The 14,550-nt window shown below is 49.6% G+C and carries 14 protein-coding genes; 13 read left to right on the top strand and 1 reads right to left on the bottom strand.

The window, feature by feature from the left end:
- Positions 1–16: 16 nt before the first annotated feature.
- Entirely contained in the window at positions 17–415 is a 399-nt protein-coding gene (locus X794_RS01290) for a ubiquinol-cytochrome c reductase iron-sulfur subunit (protein ID WP_011928812.1), read from the bottom strand.
- A gap of 184 nt (positions 416–599) precedes the next feature.
- Here X794_RS01290 and pdxS point away from each other — a divergent pair, with 184 nt between their 5' ends.
- The 13 genes from pdxS to X794_RS01225 all read left to right on the top strand — a co-directional run bounded on the left by pdxS (position 600) and on the right by X794_RS01225 (position 14,492).
- Entirely contained in the window at positions 600–1,481 is an 882-nt protein-coding gene (gene pdxS / locus X794_RS01285) for a pyridoxal 5'-phosphate synthase lyase subunit PdxS (RefSeq protein WP_034376730.1), read from the top strand.
- 3 nt (positions 1,482–1,484) lie between these two features.
- Positions 1,485–4,346, top strand: a complete 2,862-nt coding sequence (gene purL / locus X794_RS01280) for a phosphoribosylformylglycinamidine synthase subunit PurL (RefSeq protein WP_034376732.1) — start codon at positions 1,485–1,487, stop codon at positions 4,344–4,346.
- 6 nt (positions 4,347–4,352) lie between these two features.
- Positions 4,353–5,120 carry a phosphoribosylformylglycinamidine synthase I gene (purQ, locus tag X794_RS01275; protein ID WP_034376734.1) on the top strand — a complete coding sequence of 256 codons (768 nt, stop codon included), beginning with the start codon at positions 4,353–4,355 and terminating at the stop codon, positions 5,118–5,120.
- 184 nt (positions 5,121–5,304) lie between these two features.
- A complete protein-coding gene (rpsB, locus tag X794_RS01270; RefSeq protein ID WP_011308902.1) occupies positions 5,305–6,042 on the top strand; it encodes a 30S ribosomal protein S2 in 738 nt (245 codons plus the stop codon).
- A gap of 24 nt (positions 6,043–6,066) precedes the next feature.
- Positions 6,067–6,570, top strand: a complete 504-nt coding sequence (tsf, locus tag X794_RS01265) for a translation elongation factor Ts (RefSeq protein WP_011308901.1) — start codon at positions 6,067–6,069, stop codon at positions 6,568–6,570.
- Between the two features lie 14 nt (positions 6,571–6,584).
- On the top strand, positions 6,585–7,310 hold the full coding sequence (gene pyrH, locus X794_RS01260) for a UMP kinase (RefSeq protein ID WP_011308900.1): 726 nt from the start codon (positions 6,585–6,587) through the stop codon (positions 7,308–7,310).
- A 1-nt stretch (position 7,311) separates the two neighbouring features.
- A complete protein-coding gene (gene frr, locus X794_RS01255) occupies positions 7,312–7,869 on the top strand; it encodes a ribosome recycling factor (RefSeq protein WP_011308899.1) in 558 nt (185 codons plus the stop codon).
- A 64-nt stretch (positions 7,870–7,933) separates the two neighbouring features.
- Positions 7,934–8,644: an isoprenyl transferase gene (locus tag X794_RS01250; RefSeq protein ID WP_012984161.1), complete on the top strand. Its 711-nt coding sequence runs from the start codon at positions 7,934–7,936 to the stop codon at positions 8,642–8,644.
- A 3-nt stretch (positions 8,645–8,647) separates the two neighbouring features.
- Positions 8,648–9,451, top strand: coding sequence for a phosphatidate cytidylyltransferase (locus X794_RS01245; RefSeq protein ID WP_012984160.1), 804 nt, complete (start codon positions 8,648–8,650; stop codon positions 9,449–9,451).
- Positions 9,436–10,569 (top strand): 1-deoxy-D-xylulose-5-phosphate reductoisomerase, encoded by a 1,134-nt coding sequence (locus X794_RS01240; protein WP_012984159.1) that lies wholly within the window; start codon positions 9,436–9,438, stop codon positions 10,567–10,569. Before X794_RS01245 ends, X794_RS01240 begins: the two co-directional genes overlap by 16 nt.
- Complete coding sequence (rseP, locus tag X794_RS01235) at positions 10,570–11,607, top strand: RIP metalloprotease RseP (protein WP_012984158.1); 1,038 nt, start codon at positions 10,570–10,572, stop codon at positions 11,605–11,607.
- Positions 11,608–11,642: 35 nt separating this feature from the next.
- Positions 11,643–12,689, top strand: coding sequence for a flavodoxin-dependent (E)-4-hydroxy-3-methylbut-2-enyl-diphosphate synthase (gene ispG, locus X794_RS01230; RefSeq protein ID WP_011308894.1), 1,047 nt, complete (start codon positions 11,643–11,645; stop codon positions 12,687–12,689).
- Between the two features lie 93 nt (positions 12,690–12,782).
- Positions 12,783–14,492 (top strand): proline--tRNA ligase, encoded by a 1,710-nt coding sequence (locus X794_RS01225; protein ID WP_034376736.1) that lies wholly within the window; start codon positions 12,783–12,785, stop codon positions 14,490–14,492.
- The last annotated feature ends 58 nt before the right edge of the window (positions 14,493–14,550 follow it).

Here is a 14,550-nt window from a genome sequence, read left to right as displayed (position 1 = left end):
TTTTTAAACCTGAATATTAGACACTGATAAGAAGCTTGCCGTCCGCTTGGCTGGTCAGCAAACGCCTTAGCTCGTGCTTATGCTGGGCAGGTCCGGAAAGAACCTTGCCGTTATAATCAAAAGTAGAGTGGTTTACACTGCAGCAGCGGAGTTTGGCTTCACCCTGCATGGGGTCAATTTTGCGTCCGCCATGGGGACAGGCATTTTCGTAGGCATAAAGATTGTTATCTTGACCGCGGACTACCAGCACCGGTTTTGCAAGCCCCTTACCCGCCATGTAACCTGCCCCGCCCTTTTCAGACAGCGCCGGCACTTTGGCTAAATCAAGAGCAATCTGGCTATCCATTAAACTCCAGACATCATCAGCTAAAGGCGAGGTATCACACATACCCATTATAGCTTTGAAAATATTCACCAAATCCTCCCTGTTTTTACTTGAAAATTTGCCTTTTGATTACAAAAGTATAGCACAAAGACTAAACCTTATTAACAGGTGAGTGCAGTAATAATATTGCGATTATGTTTGCCCCAAAGGGGCATAAATAGTAGAATATAGCCGAATAGGACAGGGCGGAAAGCGCCCTCAGGGGAGATTAGATATGGAAACCGGTACTTTCAAAGTAAAATCTGGCCTGGCCCAAATGCTGAAGGGCGGGGTAATTATGGATGTAACTACCCCCGAACAGGCTAAAATAGCAGAGGAAGCAGGTGCCTGTGCCGTTATGGCACTGGAACGCGTACCTTCGGATATCAGAGCGGCCGGCGGGGTAGCCCGCATGGCAGACCCCACTATTATCGAGCAGATTATGAAAGTAGTCAGCATACCCGTTATGGCCAAGTGCCGTATCGGCCATTTTGTGGAAGCCCAAATACTGGAATCCATGGGGGTGGACTACATTGACGAGTCCGAAGTGCTTACCCCAGCTGACGAAAATTTCCACGTCTGGAAACATAACTTTAAAGTCCCCTTCGTCTGCGGCTGCCGTGATCTGGGCGAAGCCCTAAGGCGGATTGGCGAGGGTGCGGCTATGATACGCACCAAAGGCGAAGCCGGTACCGGCAACATTGTGGAAGCGGTAAGGCATATGCGTTCCGTTATGGGCTCTGTCAGAAGGGTACAGTCCATGTCACCTGACGAATTGTCCGCTTATGCCAAAGAGATAAATGCACCTCTGGAATTGGTGCTTGAACTTCATAAGACCGGCAAACTGCCGGTAGTGAACTTTGCCGCCGGCGGAGTAGCTACCCCGGCCGATGCGGCCTTGATGATGCAACTGGGGGCTGACGGGGTATTTGTGGGCTCAGGTATATTTAAATCATCAAACCCCTCGGCCATGGCCAAAGCAGTAGTAAAGGCTGTGACCCACTATAAAGATGCCCAAATACTGGCTGAGGTATCTAAGGGTCTGGGTGATGCCATGCCCGGTCTGGATATTAAACAGATAGATCCCGATAAACTTATTTCCCAGCGGGGTTGGTAAAAAGTGCATAGAATAGAAGTCTCCCTGAAACCGGAGTGGCCGGATCCCAAAGGTAACGGTGTTTGCCATGATATACAAGACCTTGGTATAACCTCAGTTTCTGAAGTAAGAGTGATAGATGTTTACTGGCTGGAGGGAAACCTTTCAGACAGTGAAGTGCTGACCATATCCGGGGAGCTTCTTTCAGACCAAATAATCCAAACCTTTAAATACGATGCCAACTGTCCGCTAGCCGAAGCTGACGGGTTTTCGGCTATAGAAGTTACCTATAACGCCGGAGTGACCGACCCGGTGCAGGAAACCATACTCAAAGCCATTTCGGATTTGGGTATAAAAGGCATAACTGCCGCCCGAACAGCCAAACGCTACCTGCTTAAGGGCGAGATTTCAGCTGATGAACTGAAAACCATCGGCAACAAGCTACTTATAAACCCCATTGTCCAGCACGTGGTTACCAGCAGTTCAAATCCCTTCCCTCCCAACCCGGAGTATACGTTTAAACTTAAGAAAATTGACCTGCTGGCCGAAAAACTGAAGGATAACATGGCGTCACTGGGCAAAGAATACAGCTTAAGCCATCAGGAGCTTTCCGTTATCTATGAGCATTACCTGAAACTGGGACGGGCACCCACTGATGCTGAGCTGGAAACTCTGGCCCAAACCTGGAGCGAACACTGCTGCCATAAAACCTTTAAAGCCATGCTGGATTACGACGGCCAGATTATAAATAACCTGCTTAAGCAGACTATAGCCAAAGCCACCGCCGAGCTTAACAAGCCCTGGTGTTTATCTGTTTTTGTAGATAACTCCGGGGTGATAGAGTTTAATGACGAATGGGGGGTCTGCTTCAAAGCTGAAACCCATAACCACCCTTCAGCGGTTGAGCCTTACGGCGGTGCCGCTACCGGAATTGGCGGGGTAATCCGTGACATACTGGGTACCGGACTTGCCGCCAAACCTATCGCTAATACAGATGTATTCTGTTTCGGCCCGCCGGATTTGGCCGAAGACAAACTGCCTCCGGGGGTACTCCATCCCCGCCGCGTTTTCAAAGGGGTACGTTCAGGTGTGGCAGATTACGGCAACCGCATGGGTATACCCACTGTTAACGGAGCGGTGCTCTTTGATGAACGCTACACCGCTAACCCGCTGGTTTACTGCGGAACCATAGGCCTTATACCTAAGAAATATGCCCTGCCGGGCAAACAGTCCGCCGGTGATCTGGTGGTACTGATTGGCGGACGTACCGGCCGTGACGGCATCCATGGGGTTACCTTTGCCTCCGGTGAACTGAATGACCGCTCAACCGAGCTGTCTTTTACGGCTGTCCAGATAGGCAACGCCATTGTAGAAAAACGGATGCTGGACACTTTGCTTCAAGCCCGCGACCGTGAGCTGTTTGTCCGCATTACGGACTGCGGCGGCGGGGGCTTAAGCTCTGCGGTAGGCGAAATGGCCGAATCTACCGGAGTAAAAATCTATCTGGATAAAGTCCCCTTGAAATACTCCGGCCTGACCTACTCTGAAATATGGATATCTGAAAGCCAGGAACGCATGCTTCTGGCTGTAAATAAAGAAAAACTCGGGGAAATTTTAGCCCTGTTTGAAAGCGAAGGGGTAGAGGCTTCGGTTATAGGTGAATTTACATCCGACCGCCACCTTAAACTTTTCTATCAGGACCATCAAGTGGCCGACCTTCAAATGAACTTCCTGCATAACGGGCGACCTCAACTGGAACTAAGGGCAACTCACCATAAAACCCGCCACCCCGAAGCAGATTTTGACTGCCCGAAAGATTTTGAAACTGAACTTAAAAACATACTTTCCCACTGGAATGTATGTAGCCGTGAGTGGATAATCCGCCAGTATGACCATGAGGTTCAGGGCGGAAGCGTCCTGAAAGCCATGGTGGGGGCTGAAAATGACGGACCGGGTGACGCCGCCGTTATCCGCCCGGTACTTGGCTCAAAGAAAGCGGTGGTAATTTCAAACGGTATTAACCCCAGCTATGCTGATGTAGACGCCTACAATATGGCCGCTTCAGCCATAGACGAAGCCTTACGGCAGATTATTGCTGTGGGCGGCAATCTGGAACGGGTAGCCCTGCTGGATAACTTCAGCTGGGGCAACGCCAGCCGCCCCGAAAGCTTGGGGGATCTGGTGCGTGCCTGCCAGGCCTGCCATGACCTGTCTCTGGTTTTTGGAACACCCTTTATTTCAGGCAAAGACAGCCTTAACAACGAATTCCGTTATGAAGATAAACTGATTACCATTCCCCATACCTTGCTTATTTCAGCCATAGGGGTAATGGAAGATGGCGACAAGGCCATAAGTATGGATTTTAAAAAAGCCGGAAACCTTATTTATATTGTGGGTAAAACTGCCGAAGAACTGGGCGGTTCGCATTACTTCAAGAACCACAGCTTCATTGGCAACCGCGCCCCCGCAGTCAATGCCAAGCGTGCCAAAGAAAACATGCAAGCTCTATCTTGCGCTACCGCCAGAGGGCTGGTTGCCGCCTGCCATGACCTGTCCGAAGGGGGACTGGGAGTGGCCGCAGCCGAAATGGCCTTCAGCGGCAAGCTGGGTGCGCACATCCATCTGGCAGACGTTCCTCTGGCTGAAAAGATAGACCGGGAAGATTACATCCTCTTCTCAGAGTCCAACAGCCGTTTTCTAGTAGAGGTTGCCCCCAAACATCAAGCTGAATTTGAAAAGCTAATGTCAGGGTGTGATTTCGGGCTGGTTGGTGAGGTTATGTCTGAACCAAGCTTGGAAATAACCGGACGAGATGGCAAAGAAATTCTTTTAAACACCCCGGTTAGTGAACTGAAAGAGGCCTGGCAAAGGCCGATGCGTTGGTAGGTAAAAATGAGTAAAGTAAAAACCATGATACTTCGCACACCCGGTACTAACTGTGATGTTGAGACATCTTATGCTTTTGAACTGGCGGGCTCTGAAACAGAGCTGGTGCACATAAATGAACTATTGGCCAAGCCCTCGCTTTTATCCGAATTTCAGATAATGGCATTCCCCGGCGGCTTCGGTTACGGTGATGACCTGGGAGCAGGACGGGTACTGGCTAATGAAGTACGCCTAAAACTGGGTGAAAAAATAAGCCGTTTTCACGAAAGCGGCGGGCTTATTATCGGTATCTGCAACGGCTTTCAGACACTGGTAAAAACCGGCATACTGCCGGGCCCTATGAAAGATGGCCAAAAAATAACCCTTACAGACAACAACTCCGGCCGCTTTGAATGCCGCTGGACTTACCTTTCGGTAAACCCCTTTTCCACCTGTGTATTTACCCAAGGCCTAGACCGGCTGTATTTGCCGGTAGCCCACGGCGAAGGCAAACTGCTTGGCAGCCCGGAGGTAATAAATAAACTGAATTCAGCAGTTTATTACACCGACAAAGACGGTAAACGCAACGCCCCCTACCCGGCAAACCCGGCCGGTACCCTGATGGATATTGCCGGCATTGCAGACGAAAGCGGGCGGATATTTGCCCTGATGCCACACCCGGAGCGGTTTGTACGGGGCAGTCAGCACCCGCGCTGGACAGGGGAAGGTCTGAAAAAAGAAGGCGACGGGCTGAAAATATTTACCAATGCCGTAAAATGGGCGCGCGAAGTTTGAAGCTACGAAATATAGCCGTTGTATTTGGTTTTTGTATTAAATATATTACATTAAGCGTAGCTTTTAGCCGTCCCTTCACCGAAAACGGTGTTGCTGGCTAATTAGGCTTGTGTTATACTTCTGTGTTATCATCATGTAAATATAGCTATTAAATGGTTTTTAACTAACTAGGAGGGGATAGAGCTTGCCAACTACAAACATTAAAGAGCTTCTGGAAGCCGGGGCACATTTTGGTCACCAGACCAGCCGCTGGCATCCGCGGATGAAGAAATATATCTTCACCAAACGCAACGGTATTCACATTATTGACCTTGAAAAGACCGTAGTCATGCTGGACAAAGCCTGCAATTACATTAACCAGGTTGTCAGTGATGGCGGTAAGGTTCTTTTTGTTGGTACCAAAAAACAGGCCCAGGAAATTTTGGCTGAAGAAGCCAAGAGATGCGGCATGTATTTTATCAATCAGCGCTGGACAGGTGGTATTTTAACCAATTTCCACTCCATTCAGTCACGGATTGATTATCTGGTACGGCTGGAAGACCAGCAGGCCAGGGGTGATTTTAGCCGTTTGCCCAAAAAAGAAGCTCAGAAACTGGGTGAGGAAATTGCCCGTCTGAACCGCACTATGGGCGGCTTCAAGGAAATGACCCGCCTGCCGGATGTCATCTTTGTAGTAGACCCTATCAAGGAAAAGATTGCCATGGCTGAAGCCAAACGCATGGGTGTTCCTCTGGTAGCTATGGTTGATACCAACTGCAACCCTGACGAAGTTGACTATCCCGTTCCTTCTAACGATGATGCTATGCGGGCTATCAAACTGATTTGCTCTAAAATGGCTGATGCCGTGATAGAAGCCCAGAATGCCATGAAGGTTACCGAAGTTGAAACCACCGGTGAAGCTCAGGCCGAAACTGCCGGTTAAATAATAAACACTGGAGTTAATAAATTGGCTATCAATGCTGAACAGATAAAAGAACTCCGCGAGAAATGCGGCGCAGGTGTTATGGAATGCCGCAACGCTCTGGTGGATGCAAATGGCAATGTTGAAAAAGCCCAGGAGATTCTCCGGGAGAAAGGCCTGGTAAAAGCCGCCAAGAAGGCTGAACGCGAAACTGTCCAGGGTATAGTGGAATCCTATATACACACCCAGGGACGGATTGGTGCACTGGTTGAGCTTAACTGCGAAACCGACTTCGTTGCCCGCACTGACGCCTTTAAGGAACTGGCCCACAATCTGGCCATGCAGGTAGCGGCTATGTGCCCGCTTTACCTGTCTGAAGAAGACCGCCCGGCCGAATGTGAAGTTGAAGCTGAAAACGCTTGCCTGCTGCTTCAGCCTTACATCAAAGACCCCTCCAAAACTATCAACGGTCTCATTATTGAAACTGTTGCCAAGGTTGGAGAAAATATCCGCCTGAAGCGGTTTGCCCGATTTGAGCTTGGAGGCTAGTACCGGTATTTTTTATGGCTGAAATAAAATATAAACGTATCCTGTTAAAACTCAGTGGAGAGGCTTTCAAAGGAGCCACCGGATACGGTATTGATATCCCTACCGTAAGAAACATTGCCCAAGAGATTAAGCATATCTGCCTTATGGGCGTTGAAGTGGCTATTGTGGTAGGGGGCGGCAATATTTGGCGGGGGGCAACCGCTGCCAAAGAAGGAATTGACCGGGTTTCAGCTGATTATGCAGGTATGCTGGCCACCATTATAAATGCCATTACCCTGCAGGACGCCTTGGAACGTGAGGGTATCGTAACCCGCACCCAATCCGCTCTTTCCGTCCAGCAGGTAGCCGAACCATATATCCGCCGGCGGGCTGTCCGACATCTGGAAAAAGGACGGGTAGTCATATTTGCCGGAGGCACCGGCAATCCTTACATGACCACCGACACGGCTGCCGCTTTACGTGCCATAGAAATAGAAGCCAGTGTGCTTCTTATGGCCAAAAATAAAGTGGACGGGGTTTACACCGCTGACCCTCAGAAACACCCCGAAGCCACCCTTTTCCAGCACCTTACTTATATGGAAGCTATAAACAAGCGCCTCCAGGTTATGGATGCAACGGCCCTTTCACTTTGTCTGGATAATAAATTGCCGATTATTGTGTTTGACCTTCAGTCCTCCGAAAGCCTGGTGAGCGCCATATCCGGTCAGCCGATAGGTACATTAATATCCAGCGAGAGTTAAAATGATAAACGAAATTTTACAAAAATCTGAAAAAAAGATGTCTGCTTCACTTGATGTTCTTCTACAGGAACTGTCAGGTATCCGTACCGGGCGTTCATCACCGGCCTTGGTTGAGCATATCCGGGTAGAATACGCAGGCGTACCCACTCCCATCAATCATCTGGCTAATATATCTGCCCCTGATCCCCGTTATATTACTATCCAACCTTGGGACAGAAGCTGCCTTTCGGCCATTGAGAAAGCTATTATGAAATCTGATTTGGGTCTTATGCCCAATAATGACGGCAATATTATCCGTCTGAATATCCCCCCCCTGTCTGAAGAACGCCGCCAGGAAATGATTAAAATAGTCAACAAGCGGCTGGAAGAAGACAAAATAGCCATGAGAAATGTCCGCCGTGATGCTATGGATGAAATGAAGAAACTGGAAAAGGCCAAGGAAATCTCCCAGGACGACCTGAAACGCGGCTCTGACCAGCTCCAGAAGATTACGGATAACTTTATTGCCAAGGCTGACAAGCTTGGGGCAGATAAAGAAGCTGAACTGAGGCAAGTTTAGCCCCTCATTCCCCGGCAAACTCTGGATAGTCCGGCAACCTCCTGTTGCGGTAGAGGTTTTTATCTTGGACACAACAGCTACAATAAATAATACTCCCCCTGACCACATAGCCATAATAATGGATGGAAACGGCCGCTGGGCAGAACGCCGCGGCCTTAGCCGTTTAGAAGGGCACAAAGCCGGTCTGGAAAACGCCAGACGGGTTATCCGCCACCTGAGTTCGCTGGGGGTCAAATATGTCACCCTCTACAGTTTTTCCACTGAAAACTGGAAACGCCCCGATGCTGAAATAAAAGGCCTTTTCGGCCTGATAAATGATGTTATGTCATCTTATATCCCGGAGCTTGCGGGAAATAACATCCGTTTGCGGCATCTGGGGCATCTGGATAAACTGCCCGCTATGCTCAAGCATAAACTGGAGAGTTTACTCTCCGAAACCAGCCAAAATACCGGCCTGACCCTCTCGCTGGCTTTTGACTACGGCGGGCGTGATGAAATTATTCAGGCGGTAAAAAAGCTGGTTAAAGACGGGATAGAACCTGATAAAATAAGCGAAGAGCTTTTTGCTGGATACCTGTTTACCACAGGCATACCTGAAGCAGGCCTGATTATCCGCACCGGCGGCGAAATACGGCTTTCCAATTTTCTCCTGTGGCAATCTGCCTACAGCGAGCTGTATTTTTCGGAAGTAATGTGGCCAGACTTTGGCGAGAAAGAAATTGACCGGGCTATCTCTGCTTTTAACCAGAGGCAGAGACGATTCGGTGGTTTATAATTTATGTTAAAAAAACGCATCTTAAGCGGGTGCCTGCTGGCTCTGATTTCACTGGTGGTTATCTGGGTTGACCAACCCATAGCCTGGCTGACACTGGCTATGGCGGTAGTAGTAGCCCTGGCTTTAAACGAATTTTACAATGCAGTTACCGTATACCTTAAATCCCAGCCCTTTAAGGCACTGGGAATTTTCTGGGGTATGCTTATTGTAATCAGCCCCCATCTACAGATAGAAAGCATTTTGCCGTTTCTGCTGGGCTCTTTCAGCCTGACTTCACTTATCTACCTGCTTACCCTGAAAGACCGTACAGACGCCTTTCCCCGCTGGGCTTGGACACTATCCGGGGTAATTTACATTGGTCTGCTGGCCAGTTTCTGGGTAGCCCTGCGCGAACTGCCCATGGGACGGGAGTGGGTACTCTGGACACTGATACTCACCTCTGCCACGGATACTATGGCCTTTTTTATAGGCAGCCGTTTTGGAAAACAAAAAATGGCACCTTCCATCAGCCCTAACAAGAGCTGGCAGGGAGCTGTAGGCGGTGCGGTATTCAGCATTATAGTCGCCCCTATTTTTGCTGACTTGATGGGCTTACCTATAAATATGTTTATAGCTATGCTACTGGGTCTTCTGGTCAGCGTAGCCGGACAAACCGGCGATATTGCCGAATCTCTATTTAAACGCAATATGCACTGCAAGGATTCCGGGAATCTGATACCCGGACACGGCGGAATAATGGACCGTCTGGACAGCCTGCTTTTTACCGGTATAGTGGTATACTACTACGTGATATGGTTCATTCAATAAAGAAAGTTGTCATACTGGGGTCTACCGGTTCTATCGGCCGACAGACTCTTGAAGTTATCCGTTCACTGCCAGACCACTTCAAGGTACTGGGGCTGGCTGGCGGAGCAAATGTCAATCTGCTAAAAGAACAGGCTGGTGAATTCCGTCCTGAATATATATACTGCCGTGACTGCCATAAGGAAAGTGCCTGCAATTCCCGCTTCATTCCTATGGAGGAAATGGCCGCCCTGCCCGAAGCAGACGTAATAGTAGTGGCCACTCCCGGCGGTGCCGGTTTACAGCCGGTACTTGCGGCTGCTAAAGCCGGTAAGGTAATAGCTCTGGCCAACAAGGAGTCTCTGGTTTCCGCCGGTGAAATAGTAACCGGTATTGTACGGGAAAATAAAGCTAAACTACTACCAGTAGACAGTGAACACAGTGCCATCTGGCAATGTTTGTCAGGTGAGGTTACACCCCCTTCCAGAATTATACTGACCGCCTCCGGCGGACCTTTCCGTTCTTTGACTAAAAACGAAATAGATAAAGTCACCCCCGAACAAGCACTGAAGCACCCCTCATGGAAAATGGGGCTTAAAGTTACCATAGACTCGGCCAGTTTGATGAACAAAGGTCTGGAAATAATAGAAGCCCGCTGGCTGTTTGATATGCACATACAGAATATTCAGGTGGTTATCCACCCCCAGAGCATTATCCACTCCATGGTGGAGTTTGCAGACGGCAGTTTAAAGGCCCAGCTTTCATGCCCGGATATGCGTTTCCCGATTCAATATGCCCTGACTTACCCCGAAAGAGTGGTCAACCATACCCTGCCCCGCCTTAACTGGGCGGAAGTGGGCAAACTGGATTTTGAAATGCCGGACATGACCAGATTCCCCTGTCTGGGTCTGGCGATATCAGCCGGAGAAGAAGGAAAAACATTTCCGGCGGCATTATGTGCCGCAGACGAAGTGGCTGTAGATCTGTTCCTTAAGGGTAAAATAAGCTTCGGGCAGATACCCGAACTGATAGCCAAAGTATTAGATGCCCATCAGCCGGTTTCCAAGCCGGATATTGATGATATTTTGGCCGCAGATGCTTGGGCGCGCCAAAAAGTAACTGAACTGGCAGGTAATTTCTAAATGCTGTTAACCGTTGTTTCTTTTCTGATTATATTTTCAATAGTAGTCATCTCCCATGAGCTTGGCCATTTCTTTACGGCCAAAGCCATTGGGGTCAAGGTAGAAGAATTCGGGTTTGGTTATCCCCCCAGGATATTCGGACGCAAATTCGGGCAAACCGAGTATACCCTGAACTGGCTTCCTCTGGGCGGCTTCGTAAAAGTAGAAGATGACCCGGTAAATAATAAAGGCCTTTCTTCAAAAAGCGCCGGGAAACGCTTGCTCTTTTTCAGTTCCGGGGCTTTGGTAAATGCCATTTTACCCATTATACTGTTTGCTTTTGCCCTGATAGTGCCGCATGACGTGCTGGTGGGCAGAGTAAATGTTGAGGAAGTAGTGCCGAATTCCCCCGCCGCCGAAGCCGGGCTGGTAACGGGCGATACCATTCTAAGCATAAACGGTCAGGAAATACGCAATACCGCCGAATTTTCCCGTGCATCCCAGCTGAATCTGGGTCAATCTATAGAAATAACAGTACTCCATGCTGACCAAACCCAGAGCACCGTCAGCCTGACCCCCCGCTGGCAACCCCCTGCGGGTGAAGGCCCGGTGGGTATTTCTTTGCAGACTCTGGACTACCAGATAACCAGCGAAAGTGAATCTGTACTCAAGGCTATACCCCTTTCCGTAAAGCAAAACTTTGAAACTCTGGTGCTGTTTAAAAACTCCATACTGGGGCTTATCATGGGCAGTGTTCCTTTTGATGTAGTTGGACCGGTGGGTCTTGCCCAAATGACCGGGGACGTGGCACGGGCCGGGGTTGGCCCACTGCTGGAGTTTACCGCTTTCCTCAGCCTGAATCTGGCTATTATCAACCTGCTTCCCCTGCCAGCCCTTGACGGCGGAAGGATATTTTTTGTATTTATTGAATGGATACGGGGCGGCAGACGCATCTCTCCCAAGGTTGAAAACCTTATCCATATGATTGGGTTTTTCCTGCTGATAGGGCTTATGCTGACTGTAACCTTTCAGGATATTATACGCATTGCCGGCAACTAAATTCTGTTATACTCTCTGCTAAGAGGCTGTAAAATATGATTACGCGGCGACAAAGTACCGAAATCCGACTGGGGAATCTGACTATCGGGGGCAGTGCCCCGATATCAGTCCAGTCCATGACTAAAACAGATACCCGCAATATCCCGGCTACCATCGCCCAGATAAAAGAGCTGGAAGAATGCGGTTGTGAGATAATCCGCCTGGCTATACCGGATATGGAAGCCGCCTCTGCCCTGAAATCTATCCGCCCGAAAGTCAAAATACCCATAGTGGCAGATATCCACTTTGATTACCGTCTGGCACTGGCCTCACTTTCGGCCGGAGTAGACGGCCTCAGGCTCAATCCCGGCAATATCGGTGACCCGGAGCGGGTTAAAGCGGTGGTCAAATCCGCTAAAGAAAGGGAAATACCGATACGCATTGGGGTAAACGCCGGCAGCCTGCCCAAAGACCTGCCCCCAGAGCTCACCATTGCCCAAAAGATGGTCAAGGCCGCCATGGGACATATAAAGATACTGGAAGGCCTGGATTTCGGCCTGATTAAGGTTTCACTGAAGGCCTTTGATGTACCCACCACTATTGAGGCCTACACACAGATAGCCTCTCTCATACCCTACCCTTTGCATGTGGGCATTACCGAAACGGGTACGCCTAAAACGGGTCTGGTGCGGAGTGCGGTGGGAATAGGCAATCTGCTTTACATGGGCATTGGGGATACTATCCGTGTTTCCCTGACTGCCCCACCTCAGGAAGAAGTATTTGCCGCTTATGAAATACTAAAGAGCCTTAACCTCAGGCAGCGCGGCCCGATACTGGTCAGTTGCCCCACCTGCTCCAGAACCGAGGTGGATATTGTGGGTATTGCCTCACGGGTACAGGAGGCTTTAAACAAAATAGACAAGCCTATCAGGGTAGCGGTAATGGGCTGTGCCGTAAACGGCCCCGGCGAATCCAAAGAGGCTGATTTGGGCATAGCCTGCGGCAAAGGACAGGGACTGCTCTTCCGCAAGGGCGAAAAAATTGCCGTAGTCCCCGAAGATGAGCTGGTAGATGCCCTGTTACGGGAGATAGCCTCCCTGTAGCTTGTGTCCGCTATCCGTCTTCAGGCTTCTTTGGCAGATGATTTTAGGGTATAATCCTTCTCGGCAAGCCGTTATTTACAAGGAGCTTACAAAATGCGTTATTCCAGGTTATTTGGCAAAACCCAGCGTGAAATCCCGTCAGATGCCGAAACGATAAGCCACCAGTTGCTTCTGCGTTCGGGCATGATAGCCCAGCTGACCGCCGGAGTGTATTCATTTATGCCTCTGGCCTGGCGTTCTATCCAGAAAATTGAAAACATTATACGGCAGGAAATGAATAAGACAGGCTGTCAGGAACTGGCCATGCCGGTACTTCAGCCGGTGGAAATATGGCAGCAGAGCGGACGTGAAGCCCCCTTCGGGCAGACCCTTTTCCATTTGAAAGACCGCAAAGACCGTAATCTGGTGCTTGGACCTACCCATGAAGAGGTAATAACTGACCTCGCCAGCCGCTATATCCAGAGTTACCGTGACCTGCCTCAGCGGCTTTACCAGATACAGGCCAAGTTCCGTGACGAACCCCGCCCCCGCGGCGGATTGATACGGGTACGTGAATTTATTATGAAAGATATGTACAGCTTTGACGCCAGCCCCGAAGGGTTGGATGACAGCTATCAGACCATGAAACAGGCCTACGAAAGTGTTTACCGCCGTTGCGGTCTGGAATCTATGGTGATAGACGCGGACAGCGGAGCTATAGGCGGCAAGGCCTCACATGAGTTTATGATTGTAGCTGAAAGCGGTGAAGACAGTATCATCTACTGCCCGAAATGCAGCTACGCCGCCAATGCCGAAAAAGCTGTATTCAAAAAGAAAACCCTGCCCAAAGAAACCCTGAAAGATTTGGAAGAAGTAGCCACTCCCGGACAGAAAGCTATTTCAGACGTAGCCCGTTTTCTTGCGGTCAAACCTGAAAACACCCTCAAAGCGGTCTTCTATATGGCAGACGGCAAGTTTGTAATGGCTGTTATTCGGGGAGATTTGGATATAAACGAGGTAAAGCTTAAAAACCTGCTTAAGTGCAATGACCTGCGTCTGGCGGAAGACGGTGAAGTCAAGGCCGCCGGAGTAGTGGCAGGTTCGGCATCACCGGTAGGCTTAAAAAATATCCTGATAGTTGCAGATGACTCTGTTGAAAACGGCTCTAACTTCGTAGCCGGTGCCAATAAAGACGGCTTTCACCTGAAAAACGTCAACTGCGGGCGGGATTTCAGGGCGGATAAAATGGCGGATATTGCTCTGGCTGCCGAAGGCTCGGCCTGCCCCTTCTGTGACGGTACTTTCGCCTCCAAACGGGGGGTGGAAGTGGGGCATATTTTCAAACTGGGGACATTCCTTTCCGAACGTTTCGGGGCAAACTTCACTGACGCAGAGGGTGTCAGCCACCCCATTATTATGGGTTGCTACGGTATGGGGGTAGGACGGCTGCTGGCCGCCGCCATAGAGCAAAACCATGACGAAAAAGGTATTATCTGGCCTATGCCAATTGCCCCGTATCAGGTGTATATCTGCGGGCTTTTTCTGGATAACCCCGTTGTCCGCGAAAGCGCTGAAAAAATATATAAAGAACTGGAAGCCAAAAGCATTGAAGTGCTGTTTGATGACCGTGAGCTTACAGCCGGGGTTAAATTTAACGATGCAGACCTGCTGGGCATACCCCTCAGGCTGACTATCAGCCCCCGCAATCTGGATAAGGGCGGGGTGGAATTTAAACTCCGCCGAAACAAGGAATCCGAGCTTGTTCCGCTGGATAGTATAGTGGAAAGGGTAATAGCCACCATCAAATCAGAGAGTGATTTATAACCCCTCTGACCGGTATAAATCTATATAACAGATAAAATTTAAGGGGCTTTAAAAGCCC

It is taken from the genome of Dehalococcoides mccartyi CG5 (genome assembly GCF_000830885.1).
GTDB lineage: Bacteria > Chloroflexota > Dehalococcoidia > Dehalococcoidales > Dehalococcoidaceae > Dehalococcoides > Dehalococcoides mccartyi_B.
The sequence above is the reverse complement of the archived record's forward strand: the minus strand, read 5'-3'. Positions and strand labels throughout refer to the sequence as shown.

Excerpts from the sequence above, each read along its gene's own strand:
- pdxS (WP_034376730.1), top strand. The coding sequence starts at position 600 with ATGGAAACCGGTACTTTCAAAGTAAAATCTGGCCTGGCCCAAATGCTG.
- purQ (WP_034376734.1), top strand. The coding sequence starts at position 4,353 with ATGAGTAAAGTAAAAACCATGATACTTCGCACACCCGGTACTAACTGT.
- pyrH (WP_011308900.1), top strand. The coding sequence starts at position 6,585 with ATGGCTGAAATAAAATATAAACGTATCCTGTTAAAACTCAGTGGAGAG.
- frr (WP_011308899.1), top strand. The coding sequence starts at position 7,312 with ATGATAAACGAAATTTTACAAAAATCTGAAAAAAAGATGTCTGCTTCA.
- X794_RS01245 (WP_012984160.1), top strand. The coding sequence starts at position 8,648 with ATGTTAAAAAAACGCATCTTAAGCGGGTGCCTGCTGGCTCTGATTTCA.
- X794_RS01240 (WP_012984159.1), top strand. The coding sequence starts at position 9,436 with ATGGTTCATTCAATAAAGAAAGTTGTCATACTGGGGTCTACCGGTTCT.
- rseP (WP_012984158.1), top strand. The coding sequence starts at position 10,570 with ATGCTGTTAACCGTTGTTTCTTTTCTGATTATATTTTCAATAGTAGTC.
- ispG (WP_011308894.1), top strand. The coding sequence starts at position 11,643 with ATGATTACGCGGCGACAAAGTACCGAAATCCGACTGGGGAATCTGACT.
- X794_RS01225 (WP_034376736.1), top strand. The coding sequence starts at position 12,783 with ATGCGTTATTCCAGGTTATTTGGCAAAACCCAGCGTGAAATCCCGTCA.